The organism is Ferrimonas sp. YIN67, assembly GCF_057219095.1.
In genome coordinates this window covers 161,235-178,834 of the sequence record NZ_JBXVVJ010000004.1, presented here as the reverse complement: position 1 = coordinate 178,834, position 17,600 = coordinate 161,235, and the positions used below count along the sequence as shown (strand labels likewise).

13 protein-coding genes are annotated in these 17,600 nt (G+C 59.3%); 4 read left to right on the top strand and 9 right to left on the bottom strand.

The features are described 5' to 3' along the window. Positions 1-19: 19 nt before the first annotated feature. From hcp to AC2D8U_RS11185, 3 genes are all read right to left on the bottom strand, one after another. Positions 20-1,696, bottom strand: a complete 1,677-nt coding sequence (gene hcp, locus AC2D8U_RS11195) for a hydroxylamine reductase (protein WP_484619267.1) — start codon at positions 1,694-1,696, stop codon at positions 20-22. Positions 1,697-1,892: 196 nt separating this feature from the next. After that, positions 1,893-2,612, bottom strand: coding sequence for an LrgB family protein (locus AC2D8U_RS11190; RefSeq protein ID WP_484619136.1), 720 nt, complete (start codon positions 2,610-2,612; stop codon positions 1,893-1,895). Continuing rightward, on the bottom strand, positions 2,609-2,959 hold the full coding sequence (locus AC2D8U_RS11185) for a CidA/LrgA family protein (protein WP_484619135.1): 351 nt from the start codon (positions 2,957-2,959) through the stop codon (positions 2,609-2,611). The genes AC2D8U_RS11190 and AC2D8U_RS11185 overlap by 4 nt, the downstream gene beginning before the upstream one ends. Positions 2,960-3,152: 193 nt before the next feature. Between AC2D8U_RS11185 and AC2D8U_RS11180 the strand changes: the two genes are divergently transcribed. Both AC2D8U_RS11180 and AC2D8U_RS11175 read left to right on the top strand, forming a co-directional pair. Continuing rightward, complete coding sequence (locus tag AC2D8U_RS11180; protein ID WP_484619134.1) at positions 3,153-3,515, top strand: hypothetical protein; 363 nt, start codon at positions 3,153-3,155, stop codon at positions 3,513-3,515. Further along, a complete protein-coding gene (locus AC2D8U_RS11175) occupies positions 3,502-4,083 on the top strand; it encodes a hypothetical protein (protein WP_484619133.1) in 582 nt (193 codons plus the stop codon). Before AC2D8U_RS11180 ends, AC2D8U_RS11175 begins: the two co-directional genes overlap by 14 nt. A gap of 304 nt (positions 4,084-4,387) precedes the next feature. On the opposite strand, the gene AC2D8U_RS11170 is transcribed toward AC2D8U_RS11175, so the two are convergent. Together AC2D8U_RS11170 and gshB are read right to left on the bottom strand one after the other, a co-directional pair. Then, on the bottom strand, positions 4,388-6,376 hold the full coding sequence (locus tag AC2D8U_RS11170) for a flavohemoglobin expression-modulating QEGLA motif protein (RefSeq protein ID WP_484619132.1): 1,989 nt from the start codon (positions 6,374-6,376) through the stop codon (positions 4,388-4,390). Then, positions 6,363-7,397, bottom strand: a complete 1,035-nt coding sequence (gene gshB / locus AC2D8U_RS11165) for a glutathione synthase (protein WP_484619131.1) — start codon at positions 7,395-7,397, stop codon at positions 6,363-6,365. Before gshB ends, AC2D8U_RS11170 begins: the two co-directional genes overlap by 14 nt. A 250-nt stretch (positions 7,398-7,647) precedes the next feature. Here gshB and AC2D8U_RS11160 point away from each other — a divergent pair, with 250 nt between their 5' ends. After that, on the top strand, positions 7,648-8,526 hold the full coding sequence (locus tag AC2D8U_RS11160; protein WP_484619130.1) for a LysR family transcriptional regulator: 879 nt from the start codon (positions 7,648-7,650) through the stop codon (positions 8,524-8,526). Between the two features lie 270 nt (positions 8,527-8,796). Here the strand turns inward: AC2D8U_RS11160 and AC2D8U_RS11155 are convergent, their stop codons facing one another. Together AC2D8U_RS11155 and AC2D8U_RS11150 are read right to left on the bottom strand one after the other, a co-directional pair. Then, positions 8,797-9,975 (bottom strand): MFS transporter, encoded by a 1,179-nt coding sequence (locus tag AC2D8U_RS11155; RefSeq protein ID WP_484619129.1) that lies wholly within the window; start codon positions 9,973-9,975, stop codon positions 8,797-8,799. Between the two features lie 216 nt (positions 9,976-10,191). Next, positions 10,192-13,047, bottom strand: coding sequence for a sulfatase-like hydrolase/transferase (locus AC2D8U_RS11150; protein ID WP_484619128.1), 2,856 nt, complete (start codon positions 13,045-13,047; stop codon positions 10,192-10,194). A 358-nt stretch (positions 13,048-13,405) separates the two neighbouring features. Between AC2D8U_RS11150 and AC2D8U_RS11145 the strand changes: the two genes are divergently transcribed. Beyond that, complete coding sequence (locus AC2D8U_RS11145; protein ID WP_484619127.1) at positions 13,406-14,656, top strand: L-lactate MFS transporter; 1,251 nt, start codon at positions 13,406-13,408, stop codon at positions 14,654-14,656. Between the two features lie 36 nt (positions 14,657-14,692). On the opposite strand, the gene AC2D8U_RS11140 is transcribed toward AC2D8U_RS11145, so the two are convergent. Next, positions 14,693-16,114, bottom strand: coding sequence for a M16 family metallopeptidase (locus AC2D8U_RS11140; RefSeq protein ID WP_484619126.1), 1,422 nt, complete (start codon positions 16,112-16,114; stop codon positions 14,693-14,695). Next, positions 16,111-17,538: a M16 family metallopeptidase gene (locus AC2D8U_RS11135; RefSeq protein ID WP_484619125.1), complete on the bottom strand. Its 1,428-nt coding sequence runs from the start codon at positions 17,536-17,538 to the stop codon at positions 16,111-16,113. The genes AC2D8U_RS11140 and AC2D8U_RS11135 overlap by 4 nt, the downstream gene beginning before the upstream one ends. Between the last annotated feature and the right edge of the window lie 62 nt (positions 17,539-17,600).

Here is a 17,600-nt window from a genome sequence, read left to right as displayed (position 1 = left end):
GCAGGGAATGTCTGCGGACTTACGCCGCCAAAATGTCGTCCAGATCTTGCTCAACCGTGGTGATCAGTCGCAAGCCAAACTTGTCGTTTAACGCTGCCACCAGGTTATCGGTCAAAAAGCCCGGGACCGTGGGTCCAACCCGGATATCCTGGATCCCCAGTGCCAGCAGGGTCAGCAGGATGGCGATCGCCTTCTGCTCAAACCAGGACAACACCATGGACAGGGGCAACTCATTGACACCACAGTCGAACGCCTCGGCCAGGGCCAGGGCCAACTGAATCGCGGAGTAAGCATCGTTGCACTGGCCAACGTCGAGGAAACGCGGCACCCCGTTGATATCGCCAAACTCCAGATCGTTGAACTTAAACTTGCCACAGGCCAGGGTCAGGATCAGGGTGTCCTTGGGCGCCTGGGCCGCAAACTGGGTGTAGTAGTTGCGCTCGGCCTTATCACCGTCACAGCCACCGAGCAGGAAGAAGTGCTTGATATTGCCCGCCTTGACCTGATCGATCACCAAAGGCGCCGCCGCCATCAGGGCGTTACGGGCAAAACCTGTGGTGGTGTAGTGGGGGATCTCATCGTACTTGAACCCGTCTTGCGCCAGGGCACAGTCGATCACGGCGGAGAAATCCTCCCCTTCCAGGTGCGTCACCCCCGGCCAACCCACGATGGAGCGGGTAAACAGACGGTCGCCATAGCCTTCAATGCCCCGGCCCGGCTCAGGATCAATCAGACAGTTGGAGGTCATCACGATGGCACCCGGGAAGTTGGCAAACTCTTTTTGCTGGTGCTGCCAGGCCGTACCATAGTTCCCCACCAGATGGGGGTACTTATGGCCCAGCTCCGGGTAGGCGTGGGCGGGCAGCATCTCACCATGGGTGTAGACGTTGATGCCTTTGCCCTGGGTCTGCTCCAGGATGTGTTGCAAATCAATCAAATCATGACCGGACACCAAAATGGCCTTGCCTGCTATGGGTTTGAGGTTGACCTTTACCGGCTGCGGATGACCAAAGGTCTCCGTCTCACCCAGATCCAGCAGCTTCATCACCCCGAAATTCAAATGACCGATGGCCATGGACAGTTCCAGCAACTCCTCCATCTCAGTGGGATCTTCCCCCAGGCGGGCCATGATCCGGTGCAGTTCGGCATACAGGGTCTCATCCTGCTGGCCCAGCACCCGAGCGTGCTCCAGGTAGGCTGCCACCCCCTTAAGGCCATAGAGACAGAGTAAACGCAGGCCAACGATGTCTTCGCCGACTTCGGCCAAGCCACGGTTCACCATGGTCTCCGGGGCCCGGGCCAGAACGTTCGCCTTTTCGACCGCCAGCTCAAAACCGGCTGCGCCGCAAGGCTGCTGCACCGGTTCACCGGCCGCCGCGCAGGCCTGCTCATAGGCCCGCTTCATTCGGTTGCGCAGAGTCATGGCCCGCTCGGTGTACGCCAACAGACGATCGGCATCGAAGTTCACATTGGTCAGAGTAGAGAAAAAGGCTTGGGGCACATAGGTGTCGACTTCGACATCGACAATATCGAAACGGCGTGCCAGATGGGCATAAGCACTGACGCCCTGCAGCAGGTAGACCAGCACATCCTGCAGATCCGAGATCTCGGCGGTCTTACCACACATGCCCATGGAATAGGCGCAGCCATTGGCCAGAGGAGTTTGGATGGTTTGCTCACATTGCACACAGAACATGGAGGCACTTCCCTTAAGTTGCATTTGATTGTCATGTTTTGTTCGAGCATACGATCCCTTCCTTTTTCAATCATGCATTTTTTTTGCAGCTTTTGCATTTCATTGATCCAGATCATCTTGTGGCCCATAAAAACACAAAGGCCCTGCACAGTGCAGGGCCTTAAAGCCTTATTTATATTAGGGGTTTTATTGAGTCTTAGAAGACCATCGCCACCAGGGGAGGCACCAATACCGCACTCAGCAATGCCGACAGGGCCATGGCCAACCCGGCAAAGGATCCCATCTCAACGCTCTCCTGGAAGCCCCGTGCCGTGCCGACCCCATGACCTGTGATCCCCAGCGCGATCCCCTTAACCGGATCGTCACGGATCCCCGCCCAGGACATCAGCCCGGGTCCGATCACCGCCGCCAGGATCCCGGTGGCGATCACCACGCAGGCGGTCAAAGCCGGGATCCCACCTATCGCCTCACTGATCCCCATGGCCACCGGCGTGGTCACCGACTTGGGCAGCAGTGACAGGGTGGTGGTGGGATCGGCCCCCAATAGCCAGGCGATCGCCAGGGTCGACAGCAGGGTCATCATGACCCCAAACATCAGGGTGATCGCCACCGGCAAGGCCATCGTCCGCAGCTTGTCGAGTTGTTGATACAGGGGCACCGCCAGGGCCACGGTCGCCGGCCCCAACAGGAAGTGGACAAACTGTGCACCATCAAAATACTGCTGATAGGGTATCTCAAACAGCAGCAACACAGATGCCAGGATCACAATCGCCATCGCCACCGGGTGCAGTACACCGGGGCGCCCCAAGCGCTCATACAATTGCAGCGACAGGGAGTAGGCCAGCAAGGTCCCAAGCAGACCCAGCAGTGGAGAGCTCGACAGGTACACCCATAATCCATCCCAATTGGCATTCATACCGCTCTCCGCCCCATCAACCACTGCAGCAACCATGCACAGGCCAGCATGGTGATCACCGTACCCAGCAGGATCACCACCGCAATAGGCAGCGCACTTTCCCTTACCTCATCAAGATACAGGACGATCCCCACCCCGGCTGGCACGAACAGCAACGCCAGGTGTTTAAGCAGAGTACCCGTAGCTTGCGCCAAAGCAGGCTCGACCCGACGCCTGAGGATCATCACCCCCAGCAACAAAGACATGCCGATCACCGGACCGGGGATCGGCAGGCCCAGCACCAGCGCCAACGATTCCCCAACCAATTGAAACAACAACAGCAACACCAGGCCGTTGATCCACTGCATTTCCATTCTCCATCGCCGCGTACCTTGCTGCGTCTATTAGGCCACAGCCGGTGCAGGAAACCCAAGTCGAACTCTGCGGTGATGTATCCGCCTCACCACCTTGACTTTTAACCTTTACATCAGTGAGTTATACCAGCAAAGTGGAACAAAGAGAGAGCCCTGTGACTTTGCCCGAAAGACAAGGAGCCGTCCGATGCCCTATCGCAAGCTGTTTATCTGTTTACTCCTGCTCGGATCAGCCGGCTGTGCCCAGTACCAAAACCACCGGGGTGTCGAGGTGGGCTGGCAGGCGCAGTGGTCAGAGCAACTGATCAGGGGCCAGACCCACAGGCGGGAGGTCCTGGCCATGCTGGGTCCCCCGTCCCAAATGGTGGCTCTGGGTGAGAGCAGCGCACTCTACTACCTGTTTGAGCGCAGTCGTGGCCAGGCGCTGATCTTGCTGCTCTATAACCGATTTGACATCCACACTCGCTACGACCGTGCGGTGTTCTTCTTCGATGAGAACGATCTGTTGACCGATCACAGCATCCGGTTGGTCGATGATGACCGGTCCTAGAGCTCTGCTGGTGCTGCTTCTGCTCAACCTGTCGGCCTGCAGCCTGTACCGCTACGATATGGGAACGGCCCTCCCTGCCATACCCTCCCAGTCGACACCACCGACACTCTCCGAGGTGTTGGCGCAGTTCGGGCCGCCGGAACGCTTAGCGGCAACGGAGTCCGGGTATGTCCTGGCCTGGGAGCACTGGCGGGTCGCGCGAGATTCGGTGGGCTTTAGCCTGCGCGGCACCCCCCTGGAATTTCTCAGTCTTGACTGGGGCCGGGCTCGTTTAACAGGTGAATTCCTGCTGTTGAGCTTCGATCAACAACACCGGCTCAGCGGACAGGCTTACCAGCAGTTCAATCACTCCTTGGGCCAAGGCCAATCCGTCCAGCCCCTGTTCGCCCTGATCCCTGTGGTCGACGTGGCCGACCTGCTTGACCCCCTCCCCGCCCACGACTGGGGTGCGCTCTCCCTGGATCCCCTGCCCCAGACCCTGAACCATGCCCAGCGCATGGAGAATGGTCAACTGGAGCAGCGCGGCACCCCCAGCGGCGCAGGACAACGCAGTTTGGAGATGCAGTAAGCATTAGGTTTGAACCCCTCTCAGGTTTCGGCTGGAGCAATGAAACGACGCATCCTGCTGTTGCCCCCTATCGCTGCTGTTCATCGAGCGCTTTGCTCGCTCCTGTGCCCGCCCCAAGCGCGCCTCTCGAAGCGATCCAAAGCTGACATGGCCTTGCCCACCAAACACCGAAGGGCAATAACGGATAAGTAACGATTTTTATGCTGTACGGCCGGAGCGATAACGCGCTCCCACCCAGAGATCCTCGGTTTCCCCGCAATGAAAAAGCCGTCGTACGGGACGACGGCTTTCAAGGCCAACAGAGTCAGCGCATGGAGCGCACCAGGTAGGCCAGCACCCCATCCAGTGACTCGGGCACCTTGAGGTTGACGTAAGGCTGAGCGGGCACCAGATAGCCTCGCTGCACCAGCTCATCCAGCAGATCCAGATGCTCAATGCCGGTTTTACCCAGCAGCAGGTTATCCAGCGAGCGCTGCTCACTGGCCCGCAGGATCGCCAGGAAACCGCTCAGATAGAGGTGATCCTTGGTGAAACCGCCGCCGCGGAAAACCCGGGAGGTAATGGTGAAGGCGTCGTCCGCGGCGATCTGATGCTCCTCGTGCAGGCACTCGTAGGTCTGGACAAAGCCCTCCCGCCGGACCATGGAGTCGACTGCGATCACCCGCGCGGCCAACTGCTTCAAGCGTGACAGCTTCATCTCACCGGAGGTGAACTCGGCGAGGATCGCCAGCCCCTCCTGGGTGAAGGTGGCTCCGGGCAGGCCCAGCCGCAGCAGCTTCAAAGGCTGCTTGCGGGCATTGACCGTGGTGGCCACATGCACCCCGAGTTCATGCTGGGCCAGGTTGGCCAGCTCCGATGGCTCGAACTGGGCATAGCGGTTGAGCAGCAGCTTGGGGCTGTCACTGACCACCATGGCCCGCGCCGCGATCTGGCCGCTGAGGCCGATCTTGCACTCCATGTCCCACTGGGCCGCCTGCTGCTCCAGCCACACCTTGGCCTGGGCGGCACTGAGCAGTTCCGGATCCCGCTCCTCCAGATCCGCCGCGTGCAATAGGAAGGCGGCGTTTTTCAGATCCCGCTCCGAGGGCTGACCGTAATAGCGCAGCGAGTTGTAGAGAAACGGCTCGCTGCCGACGGAGCTGATCAGATCGATCTTGCTGGCCAGGTTGTCCACCGAGGCACCGTACAACTGCTTGATCCCCGGATCGTCCAGGCTCTCCAGCGGCAAGCGATAGAGCTGCTCACGAAACGCCGACGGGTCCAGCGCCAACTGCCGGTAGCGGTAGTTGGGTTGATAGCGCCGCGGCGAGGCGAAGAAGCGTTTGCGTTCGCTCTGCAGGTTCAGCGGGTTGACGTAAACCAGGGTGTCCACCCCGCGGGCCAGCTTGTACAGCTGGTTATCCAGCTTGAGCAGGGCCGGATCAATGGCACTGCTGAGCATGTCGGCCTTGCGGGTCTTGCGCTTGCGGTTGTACTTGCGCTCGAAGAAGGCACTGGTGGCACTGAAGGCGTGCTTCATCCCCAGCTTCAGGCCGTCCACCACCAGGGGATACACCTCGCCGCGCTGCTCGTCCATGTAGATCTTCTTGACCTCGGTGGGCAGCACCAGGGTGCGATCGAAATGGGCGTTGGTGTGAGCGATAAGATAGCCCCGACCGGCAAACACCTCGTTGATCTTGGCGTCCACCTCAATGTTGGGCAGAGGGATCTGCCCCAACTCGCCACAAAAACGCTGGGCGACGTCGCCCCAGCGCTCCATGTCGATCTGTTCGGTGCCGATGTTGAACACCGGACTGGGGCGCTCGATCCGCTGGTAGTTGTAGGAGTGGATATCAAACACGATCACGTGTTGGAACATCGACTCCAGCTTGGCGATCAACGCCTCGTACAAGCGATAGAACTGGCAGTGCTTGTGCTGGCTAAGATCCCGCTGCTTACGGCTCAGAGGCTTTGTCCACACCCGCTTGCCCCAGGCCGACTTATAGTAGGTCGACAGGGTCATGGAGCGGTTCAAGTCATACTCGAAGCGTGAATCGCAGCCCAACAGGGTAATGGGCTGGGAGGCCAGCATCTCGTCGGTGAAGGGATCCTCCTCGAAATAGCGCTCCTCCTTGCTCAACAAGCAGTTGGGCAGCAGATCATCTCGCAGCCGATGGCCGGCGTGGATCGCCGTCGCCACCACCGGCAGATAGGCGTCGATCTTCAGGTAGAAGCTGCCCTCCTCGATGTGCCCGGCGAAGATCTCTCCTTTGCGGATCAGGCCAATGGCCTGCTCCAGGCTATAGGTTGGCATCTTCTACCGCGCGACGGAATTCGGTCTTACGCTGGGCCAACAGCTCCCGGGACTGGACAATGTTCTCGGCAAAATCGATCACCGGACGCTGCAACTTGACCCGGTTGAGTTTGTTGATCCGGGCAATGCCGCCGGGGCTCAAGACATTCACCTCAACCAGCTTGGAGCCGATCACGTCCAGGCCGACAAAATAAAGGCCATCGCGCACCAGCTTGGGCCCGATGGCAGCGCACAGTGCCTTCTCCTCTTTGGTCAGGGTGTGTTTCACCACTGTCCCACCGGCGTGCACATTAGAGCGGATATCGCCCTTGGCCGGCACCCGGCGCATGGCACCGATGGGCTCACCGTTAAGCATCAGAATGCGCTTGTCGCCCTGCTCCGCCCCTTCGATGTAATCCTGCAAAATCACATAGTTGGAGTTGCCACCATGACCGATGTAGAAATCCAGCAAAGAGCTGAAGTTCTGCATCGCGCTCTTCTCGATAAGGATCACCCCCTGGCCACCGTAACCGTTGAGCGGCTTGAGGATCATCTTCTCCTGTTCGCTCTCCTCCAGCACCTTCATCAGGTGTTCCTTGTTCTTGGAGACGTGGGTGGTGGGGATAAACGCCTTGGCCGCGCCGCCCATGGAGGCGGTGTACAGCTTGTTGTTGGCCAGGCGCAGCCCCTCCAGATCGTTGATGATCAGGGTGTCTTCCTTGACCGAGTCAAGGAAGTTCAAAGCCAGTGCATCCAACGGCGGATCGCTGCGCATAAAGATGCAGTCGAAACCGGCCATCGGTAGCATCGCCTTGCGAAACTGCACCTGACTGTAGAAGGTAGGGATCTTTTCGTGGATCTTCTGCCCCTTGGTGATCACCTGACAAAAGCCATACACGGTGCTGTCACGGATGGTCAGGCCGGAAGGGGTAGTGATGGCCACGGTGTGGCCACGCAGGGCGCACTCATGGACCAGGCGCAGGGTGGAGTCGTGCTCCGGCTCCACCTTGTCCCAGGGGTACATCATAAAACAGATCCGCATCGTCAATATCACTCGCAAAAGGGGCCAAGGCAGCGGGGCTGCTGCGCTCGACCAGCCCGGCACTCCAAACAGAGGGGCCAAATTAGACTGTCACGTCTTCTTGGGGAGAAAACGGACTAAGAACCGGAGAACTTCCGTTAAAACGCGGTTTATAGTCCACTGTGAGGATAAAGAGAAACCAGAAGTTTTTGTCGAAAAGGCAATTGCCATTTATCATTCCTCCGTCACCGTTTTTTCCTTTGGTAAAGCCATGGATGTCAAAGTTTTCAAAACCTTTTTAACCGTTGCTAAGCAGCGCCATTTCGGCCGTGCCGCCACCGATCTCTATATCACCCAGGCGGCGGTCAGTGCCCGTATTAAGCAGCTAGAAACCTTCTTCGACACCCAGCTGTTTGTGCGCGATCGCAATGCCATCAAACTCACCTCCGCCGGTGAGCGGCTGATCGATTATGCCCGGATCATGGTCAGCACCCTGGAGCAGGCAAAATTGGAGCTGGCACTGGAGAGCAATAAGACGGTGCAACTGGCCATCGCCGGCACCCCCAACATCTGGGACGCCTACCTGCAGCACTGCCTGAGCCTGATCACCGATGCCTTCAGCGGCTACGGCTTCAATGCTCAATCCCTGGGGCGAGAGCAGATCAACAACGCCCTGCTGGACCGAACCCTGGATCTGGGGCTGATGTTCGACCCAATGAAGTCGGATGATCTCATCTGCAAAGAGGTGGCGACACTGGAGCTGGTGTTGGTCGCAACCGCTCCCACCGACGTCGAGCAGGCCCTCTCTGGCCGTTACATCTATGTAGACTGGGGGACTCGCTTTGCCTCCGAGCACGCCCAACGCCATTCGCGGATCCCGGCCCCCTTCCTACGCACCTCGACCGGTCGTATTGCACTGGACTTCATCCTGGAAAAGGGCGGCGCCGCCTACCTGCCCCTCTCCCTGGTCCAGCCACTACTGGACTCGAACCAGCTATTCACAGTGGAAGGGAGCGAACTGTGGCAACGCCCCATCTTCCTGAGCTATCGCAAGGGCACCTCGGCGCTGGAAGCGATCGAGCGGATCGAGGCCTTGATCAGTGATACGGACCCCGCCTCCGCCTTTACCCTTCAGCAATTGGGGAATTAGTATCGAGGACTGGAGACAGGTAAGGATAGCGAAAATAGGGAAAAGCAGGGGAAAACAGAAAAGAGCAGAAAAGAGCAGAAAACTCCCGCTCTTTGCTCTTCCTGCAATCAGTAATCTTTCAGCGCTTTGTCTTATGATCTGTACTTTGCCAAGCCAGCCTCCTGCTGTTGGCACCGACCTATGCCTTCGCAAGAACCTGCGTTGAACCCTTAACTTTATCTGACCTCAAGTGCCAAAAGGCGAACCAAATGGTTCGCCTTTCTCATCTTCTTACTCCATGCCCGCCGGTGGTTCCGCCAGGGCGACACCGCTATCGCTGATACTCTGAACCAGCATATAAATACTGGTCGCGGCAAAGATCACCCCGAAAAACATCGGCAGGGACGTCAGCTTAGTGGCCCCCCCATTGGCTAAAAGTGGGCCGCTGACCGATCCGACGCTGTAACACAGCAACATCAACTCGGTAATGGAGACGATCTTGCTATTGTCTTGGCCCTGACAAGCCTGAGCGATGGCGATGGGATACAGGGCAAAAGCTGCCATGCCAAGCAGCACCAAGGCCAGGATCAGCGTTGGGACGGTCGCCGCCGCCAACAGCGCCAAAGCGCCCACCATACCCAGCAGGCTGAACATCGCCTGCAGCCAGGTGCGGCTAAAGCGGGCCGACAAACTGCCGACCAGAGGCTGCACTAACAGGCCACCGAGGATCACCATGGCCATCATCAGTCCAACCTCGGAGCCAGCTATTTGATGTTGGCGCAGATACACAGGCAGCAGGCCATAGAGGGGTCCCAGTACCAACCCGGACACCAGGCATCCGATCACTGCCGGGCCCTTGAAATGTTTGAGTGAAGCCAGCCCTAAACGATGATGCTCGGCCAGGCGCGGAGTGCCCCGACGCACCAGCATCGGTGGCAACATCGCCAAACTAAGCACCCCGGCAACGAGGAGAAAGGGCATCAACCCTTGGGTACCCATGGCGCCGATCAGAAGCTGGCCAAGTGCGTTACCCCCGTAGAGGGCACTCATGTACAGAGCGAGCCTGCGTGCTCGAGCTCGCTCATCATCCACCAGCAACAACCAGGACTCCACCACGACAAACACGCCGGCAGTTGCGATCCCTGCCGCCAATCGTGCCACCAGCCAGAAACCGACATGAGGCAGTAACGCCATGGCCAGTACCGTCATCACCAGCACACCAAGAAACAACACAAAGGCCCGCCGGTGGCCGAGACTGCGCACCACAGGCTCGATCCTCAATGCCCCCAGCAGCAGACCGGCATAATACGCACTGGCCACCCAGGCCGCCAAGCTGGCTGGCAGCCCTAGGGAAGAGAGTGATAGAGGCAGCAGGCTCATAAGAAAACCTGCGGCAACGGCAAATAGGGACAGTCCCATCACAGGAACAAGGATCCCAGTGGCGGGTTTCACAACAGCACGGGTAGGCACTGCAGACTCCAGATAAAAAGGGTAAGCAACAGATCCGAAGGGGTCGGACACTCTGATCGAAAAATCGGCGCGATGGTGAAGGGAAATGAGATTCGGGTAAAACGAAGATTTCTTATCGTAAAGATCACGAAAGGTATTTAGTTGAAGTAAAGCCATGCCGCAATACGCAGGCATGGCTTCAAAGTCCCCATCTAAATGGTGAAAAGCACGGTGTTGTCAGTCCATGGGCCTCTGCTGAGCCAACTGCTCACACGCCTGGATCACCGCATCATCACTGCTGAGGTAGAGATCCTGCTGCTCGGCAGGATCCGCCAGCAGGTCGTAGCAGGCGGCACTGCCCTCCTGGCTCAGGGCCTTGAGTTCCCCGGTACTGACCGCCCAGCGATCGATCCCGGCGCTGTCACTATAAAGCTCTGAATAGACACTACTGCGCGGCTCCGGCAGGAGGATCCCGGCATTGAGGTAGCCAAGCAGGCTTTGCCCATCGATGATCGAGGCCTTGGGCGTGGCGTTACCCACCTGGGCCAGGGTGGCAAACAGATCCTGAACTTGGACCGGTGCCCCCACCTCGGCGCTGCGGATCCCCAACCGATCGCCACCGGCAATAATCATGGGCACCCGAACCCCGCCCTCATAGACGGTCCCCTTACCATGATCCTTGGCAAAGGGCAGGCCCGCCTCTTCGATGATGACACTGCCCGGCGTGCCGTTATCACCAAACACCACCACCAGAGTATTGGCCAACACCTCGGGAGCCATCCGGTCGAGTAACTCCCCCAGATAGCCATCCATGGTGGACACCATGGCGCGATAACAGTCTGCTACCTTGTCCTGTCCCTCTTTGCACAGGGTGCCTGCCGGATCCTGCAACTCAACGCCTGTGTAGCGCCCCGCCGGAGGGACCTGGAAGGGATCATGGGGCGCATTGAACGCCAACTGCACAAACCAGGGTTGATCCGGCTCCTGCGCAGCGATCCACGCCTCGGCCATACGAGCCTGGGCAGCGGTGGCATATTCCGTGGTCGTAACCGCGATCGGCAATTCACCGGCATCAGCCTGTAACAGTTCCCACTGGAAATAATCACTGACGTTGCCTGCCGTCCAAGCGGCATGATCGAAGCCTCGATCCGTGGGATAAAAACCTTCACGATTGCCCAGGTGCCATTTACCAAACAGCGCGGTGGCATAGCCCTGTGGTTTCAACGCCTCGGCCAGTGTCTGTTCGGACAGGGCCAGGGTCCCGACGCTGCCTCCTGCATGGGTCACGCCATGGCGGAATGCGTGGCGACCGGTCAGGAAGCCAGCCCGAGACGGCGAGCACATGGGATTGGCCCAGGCGTAGCGAAACAGCACGCCCTGTTCGGCCAGGGCATCGATGGTGGGGGTCTGGGCACTGTGGTTGGGTTGCTCACCATAGCCACTGACATTATCGACACCCAGATCATCGGCGATCACCACCAGCAGGTTGACACTGCCTTCGGTGGGCACCACCACGGACTCGGCCTGGCGCACGCAACGAATTGGGTTGGCATGACGCAGGATGTCGCCCTGGGGGCCCTTGTAGTAATAGGTGCCCGTGGCTCCACTGCCCTGGCTGACACCGCTTGTGGTGGCAACATCCAGTTTATCGTTGCTGCGCTGGGCACCGGCGCCATGCACATCCTTGAGCGCACCATTGTGGAACCCCATGGCCTGACCGAAGGCGTGATACACCCCGTTGCGGCCCAAACCTTTGAAATTTTTGTGCGTCGTGCTGCTCCAGTAGTAACCCCAGTCGGTCTGACCCGCCTCATTGGTGATCGCCATCGCGCTAAAGAGCGGATCGATTGCCGCACTGTTGTGGGTCTGGGGCGAGCGGGAGTAATCCAGGATGCTGTGCAACTCCTTGGCATCGGGCAGGCGCCAGTCCCTGTGGCCGCCAGTCTGCGCCGCCGCACATTGGGCCAATGCATTCTCCCAACTCGTGCTCTGACTGTCGGCTTGCTGCCACATCAGGCCGGTGGCCCTGTCCGTCACCGTACCATCGCCGTGATCCACCAGATCATTCACGCCATAATCAGGCTCTCCCGCCACACAGCGCACATAGTACGCCTTGTTATTGAGCGGATACCCCTTGATCCGGCCATCAACAAAGTTAACCCCGAACAGGGTCGGGCTGTCGTTCATGGTGGTGCCACTGTAGACGGTACTGGTGACATACTGGCCGTCGATCACCCGTTCACCGGCATCGAGATCCCCAAAGGCCCAGTCAAACTCCGGCGCCAGGAAAGGGTTAAGGATCGAGGTGTCCGTGCCTTCGTAGCCACTGGCATCCTCCCCGGTGAACAGGATCAGCGAATACAGTTCCTTGATACCGGGCAGGCGCCAGTCTTCCCGACCATCCAGGCTCAGGCCATCGCAATAGCTCAGCGCTTCGGTCTGGGTCAGCTTGTCCGACACATTGACCACCCCGTTGCCATCGAGATCGCTACTCTGCTGCCAAATAAGGCCGGTCACAGCGTCAGTCACCGTCATACCACTGGCGGAAACCTCATAGCTTGGTCCCCTGCCCAGGTGATCACCATCCTGCCCCTGTCCACTGCAGGGCACCACCGCACCGCTGGCGGAATCAAAGCAACTCTCCTGACCTGTGCCGACGATGGCATAGCTCAGCCTGAGATCCGCCTCGGCGGCGGTGATCCTCACCGTCACGGGTGCACTGTCCTCGGTGCCATCGTTCACCACCAGGCTGACCCGATACTCGCCCGGTTGATCCGCCCGGAAACGTACCTGTACGCCGCTCGCCGCGGACAAGGCGGCGGAACTGCCCTGGGGCCTGATATCCAGAGTCCACCGGAAGGTGAGGGGATCGCCATCCTCGTCGCTGCTACCCAACGCGGACAGGGACACCCACTGTCCGGAATTCACTTCCTGATCGTCACCGCCATCGGCTATCGGCGCTGTATTCACCGGCGGAAGCGGTTCTGGGGACGACTCGGACGACTCGGACGACTCGCCGCCACCGCAGGCGGATAACAGGGCCAAACTGATGGCAATACAAAGGGGGGAATGAAACTGGGGCTGCGACGCCATGACAGGCTCCTTCTGAACGACGTGGTGCTTCGACTATGACACGCAGTCCCCCTAGGGTGTGTAATGCTTTGTATCAAACATTCATTCGAACGTAATCAGGCCTGAAACCCTTCCTTTGAGCTCTCCCATTCGCGACAAAGCGGTGTGTCAACCAACGTCAAGAGATTGCAACCAATGCGTAACACAGACTGAAACTTTTTATCCTGCCTATTCGCTTATGCATGGTCATAACCCACTACAAATACAGTTTTGCTGATTATTTCACGCCAAAGTCCCCGCAGGTTGACGCCGGTCACATTGCAACAAAATAAAACGCCCAAAATTGATAGCGGAATAATTCAATAATAGGGACAACATTATGAAAAATCGGTGGCTAATCGCAGCCTCGGCAGTGGGAATTCATATCTCCATTGGCTCGGTCTACGCCTGGAGCGTATTCAACCTGCCGCTCGAAAACGCCTTTGGCTGGTCCAAGAGTGAAGTGGCAACAACCTTCAGCCTGGCCATCTTCTTCTTGGGCCTGTCCGCCGCCATCATGGGCCACTTCGTTGAGAAGCACGGTCCACGCCGCTCCGGCCTGGTGGCCGCCAGCTTCTTTGGCCTGGGGATGATAGGGGCAGGCTTTGCCACCAGTTTGGGCAGTCTGCCACTGCTCTGGCTCAGTTACGGGGTCTGCGGCGGGATTGGCCTGGGGATCGGCTATATCACCCCGGTTTCGACCCTGGTCAAATGGTTCCCCGACCGTCGCGGTTTGGCGACCGGGCTGGCCATCATGGGTTTTGGTTTTGGTGCCATGATCGCCGCACCGGTATTCAGTGAGCTGATGCAACAAGTGGGGATCCCCACCACCTTCTTCTCCATGGGCACCCTGTATCTGGTACTGATGTGCAGCTCTGCGCTCTATCTGCAACGTCCACCGGAAGGCTGGATGCCCGACAAGATGCGTGCGGAGATCCAGTCTGGCGAGCGGGAGCAACCCCAGGATCTGTCCCAGATGACCGCCAACGAAGCGGTAAAAACTGCCCCCTTCTGGGGCCTGTGGCTGATGATGTTCATCAATATCAGTTGCGGGATCGCGGTGATCTACGCCGCCTCGCCCCTGGCCCAGGAAAGCATCGGCCTCAGTGCCACCGAAGCCGCTGCCATCGTCGGCCTGATGTCCCTCTTTAACGGCATTGGCCGTTTGGGCTGGGCCTCCTTATCCGATTACCTGGGGCGCCCCATCACCTACATCGCCTTCTTTCTAATTCAGATCGTCGCCTTCTATCTGCTGCCCAATATCACCTCTGTGCTGGTATTCCAGGTGGTTCTCTACCTGATCCTGACCTGCTACGGCGGCGGTTTTGCCACCCTGCCCGCCTTCATCGGCGATCTGTTCGGTACCAAGCAACTGGGCGCCATCCATGGCTATGTGCTCACCGCCTGGGCCTGTGCTGGCCTGGCCGGCCCCCAGATCGCAGCCTACGTAAGGACCACCACCGGCAGCTACTCCGCCACCCTCTACCTGTTTGCCGGCGTCTTCTGCGTGGCCCTGCTGATCTCACTCCTGATGCAGCGATACGTCGCCAATCAACGCAACCAAGTGGTACTCAAGGAGCAGACCGCCTAACGCCATCCGGACCCCACGACCGTGGGGTCCCCGTGCTCAACGCGAAACCCGCTCTATCTTCCAGCCTGGAAGCTTCTCGCTCAGATCCATCTCGATGCGATCCGCATCCCCTCGCAACACGATCACCGGTACCGGGCCGAGCAACCTGCGGGCGGTCTGTTGCAGTGACTGAGGGGTCATCGTTTGCAGATAGTCCGGCCACGCCTGGGCCGCCTCGCCTTTCTCCCGAGCATTGAGCCAATGGGTTTCGATCCCGGATGAAGAACTCTGTGCTAAACGCAAACGGCTCTGCTCGTAGCGTACCAGGGCCTCAAGCTCCGCCTCGGACACCGCCTGCTCGCTGGCCAACGCCAGATGATCCAGGACCCCCTTCACGAACGCCCCCGTGTGTTCCAGACGTGTACTGCCGTAAAATTTCAATGTTGTGGAAAGGGGATGATCGAAGCAGCGGCCATAGATCCCATAGGTCAGCCCTCGAACTTCACGGAGATCGTAAAACAAACGCCCCGAGTAACTGCGCCCCAACAGGCTCGCCAGGCTACGGCAACCCATGCGTGTATCACTGGATCGATCCAGCCCATACCCGATCCGAACCTGGGTCTGTACCGCCCCCGGTACATCCAGCAGCCGGATGAGCGGCGTCACGGGCAACACTTGGGGAAGAGCAGGCGCGGCGGCCTGATCCGGTTCAGCCAGGGCAGCCAACGACGACGCCCCCTCGTCCGGCCCAAATGGACTGAGGACCAGCCAGTTCGACTGCGTCTTAAGCCGTTGCTGCAGGGCCTGCAAGTCAGACAGGACCAATGACTTGAAGGCAGGCTCAAGCGCTCGACTGTAGGGGTGGCTCTCTCCCAACACACTGTGCATCCAGAGTCGCTCAATCTCGGTGCCACTGAAGGCTCGAATGTGTTTATCCAGCTTCAGCTCTCGCCGAACCTGGGCCAACTCGATGCCGTCAAAGATCCCTGGCTGCCAAAAGGAGACCAGCCAGGCGAGGACCTCGGTGAACGGCACGGGATCGGGGCACGCCACCCCCAGGCTCAGCCGATGCAAGCTGGCCGAAAACGTCAGGGTCTGGGCACAGGGGGGAAGATCCGACGTCGCCAGCCAGCGGATCCGGGCCAGCTCCAACGCCTTGAGTAGCGTCTCCACCTGGTCGAGGGGCTGCTCCGGGCTCAGGGCCACCAGATGGATCCGATGTCGGTTGCTGGCCCCCCCTGGCAACCCTACCCACTCCACCCCCTGTGCCCAAGACACCTCGGGTTCAACCTGTGCCAAGGGGCTCAAGGGGCCCACCTCGGGGGCCTGCTCGAGTTCGGTAAAGATCGGCAGGCTCGGGGGACTGACCGGGGTAAAATCGACAGAGGTCTGCTGGCAGCCTGACAACAAAATAAGACACCAGGCCGTTGCCGCAAAAGGCCGAATCAACCAGCGCCATGCCTTGTGTCGCTCGCTCATAACAGCGCCGCCTCCAGAGCATCGGCCCAGGGGGCGGGCAGCCATTGCGCCACTCCCTTAGCCAGGCGGAGATACCAGGGAGGGAGCAGGGCTAACTGCACCGATGGCTGAGCAAAATATTGCTGAGCAACCCGCTGCAGATCCGCCGGGGTGACCGCCTCAATCCGCTCCCAGGGCGCGGTCAGGGGGTGATACGTATCTTGTGGCCGCACCGCTGCCAGCATTTTTGCCAGGGCCTCGGGCTGCTCCAGTGATGCAATGGTTTGTTCCAGCCATATCCCCTTGAGTTGATCCAGCTGGGCCGCTTCCAGCCCTGATCTGCGCAGCGGGACCAGCAGATCCTCGACACTCGAGGCCAGCTCCTTCAGGGAAGTCCTTGCCCTGGGCACCAGAACCAGATTGCTGATCCCATAAAGCTCTGCGGAAACCGGCAGCGACAGGGATAGCAGCTGATCCGGATCCCGCAAGCGGGTCTGGGCCAACAGGCTATCCAGGTTGTGCAACAGATGGGCCTCCAGCAAGCTCACGGCGGCGGCATCGGGGTGGTCGATCCCCACAGTTTGCCATCCCAGCACCAGTGCGGGCCAGGGCGCGCGCCTGTCCACCACCCTGCCCCGAACCTGTGCATCACCCAAGGATAAAGTGACGAACTCCGGCTTGGCCAAGCCCGGCACCGGCCAATCCCCCAACTCCCTCTCGATCCAACCTTCGGCCTCATCAGGTACGGCACCCACCAGGCTCATCTGCAGGCCATCGGGCCGGTAATAACGGCTATAAAACTCACTCAAGGAGGCCACACTCGCCCCTCGAATATCCTCTTTGGAGCCAATCACTGCGTGGCCATAGGGCGTCCCTTCCAGCAGGGTCAGCAGGAAGCTCATCGCCTTGCGCACATAAGGGGGCTGCTCGATGGTTTGGGCCATCTCCTCAAGCACCGCCGCCTGCTGATTCCGCACCGTTTCATCGGTCAACAACGGCCGACGAAAACGATCCGCTTCCAGCCATAGCGCCAGTTCCAAGGCTTCGGCGGGCACTATGGCGTGGTACAGGGTGTGATCAAACCAGGTCTGAGCATTGAATCGCCCCGAGTAGGCCCCAAGGCGCTGCACGTAACTGTCCCCTGGAGCGCGTTCGCTGCCTTTAAACAGCAGATGTTCAAACAGATGGGCATAGCCATGCTGCCCCGCCCCCTCGTTACGAGAGCCCACTTCAAATTGACTGGCCATCGCAACCGTCTGACTCTCGGCCAATGGCAAGATCCGAAGCACCAATCCGTTATCCAGTGTCCGAATACGGATCCGGGACTCCATGACATACAGGGGATCAGCTTGCTGCGCCGAGAACCCGGCGTGTACTGGCGACACACTGCCAGCCAGCAATACCAAGCCCAATGCTCCCAGTCCTGTCGGGCACACGCTTGCCATCCTCACTCCCGTCCCGTTCCTTGTGCTTCATGTATATCAGGCAGCCAAGGACGCAACAAGGC

Coding starts and splice junctions, on each gene's coding strand:
- hcp (WP_484619267.1), bottom strand. CDS start 1,696: ATGTTCTGTGTGCAATGTGAGCAAACCATCCAAACTCCTCTGGCCAAT.
- AC2D8U_RS11190 (WP_484619136.1), bottom strand. CDS start 2,612: ATGAATGCCAATTGGGATGGATTATGGGTGTACCTGTCGAGCTCTCCA.
- AC2D8U_RS11185 (WP_484619135.1), bottom strand. CDS start 2,959: ATGCAGTGGATCAACGGCCTGGTGTTGCTGTTGTTGTTTCAATTGGTT.
- AC2D8U_RS11180 (WP_484619134.1), top strand. CDS start 3,153: ATGCCCTATCGCAAGCTGTTTATCTGTTTACTCCTGCTCGGATCAGCC.
- AC2D8U_RS11175 (WP_484619133.1), top strand. CDS start 3,502: ATGACCGGTCCTAGAGCTCTGCTGGTGCTGCTTCTGCTCAACCTGTCG.
- AC2D8U_RS11170 (WP_484619132.1), bottom strand. CDS start 6,376: ATGCCAACCTATAGCCTGGAGCAGGCCATTGGCCTGATCCGCAAAGGA.
- gshB (WP_484619131.1), bottom strand. CDS start 7,397: ATGCGGATCTGTTTTATGATGTACCCCTGGGACAAGGTGGAGCCGGAG.
- AC2D8U_RS11160 (WP_484619130.1), top strand. CDS start 7,648: ATGGATGTCAAAGTTTTCAAAACCTTTTTAACCGTTGCTAAGCAGCGC.
- AC2D8U_RS11150 (WP_484619128.1), bottom strand. CDS start 13,047: ATGGCGTCGCAGCCCCAGTTTCATTCCCCCCTTTGTATTGCCATCAGT.
- AC2D8U_RS11145 (WP_484619127.1), top strand. CDS start 13,406: ATGAAAAATCGGTGGCTAATCGCAGCCTCGGCAGTGGGAATTCATATC.
- AC2D8U_RS11140 (WP_484619126.1), bottom strand. CDS start 16,114: ATGAGCGAGCGACACAAGGCATGGCGCTGGTTGATTCGGCCTTTTGCG.
- AC2D8U_RS11135 (WP_484619125.1), bottom strand. CDS start 17,538: ATGGCAAGCGTGTGCCCGACAGGACTGGGAGCATTGGGCTTGGTATTG.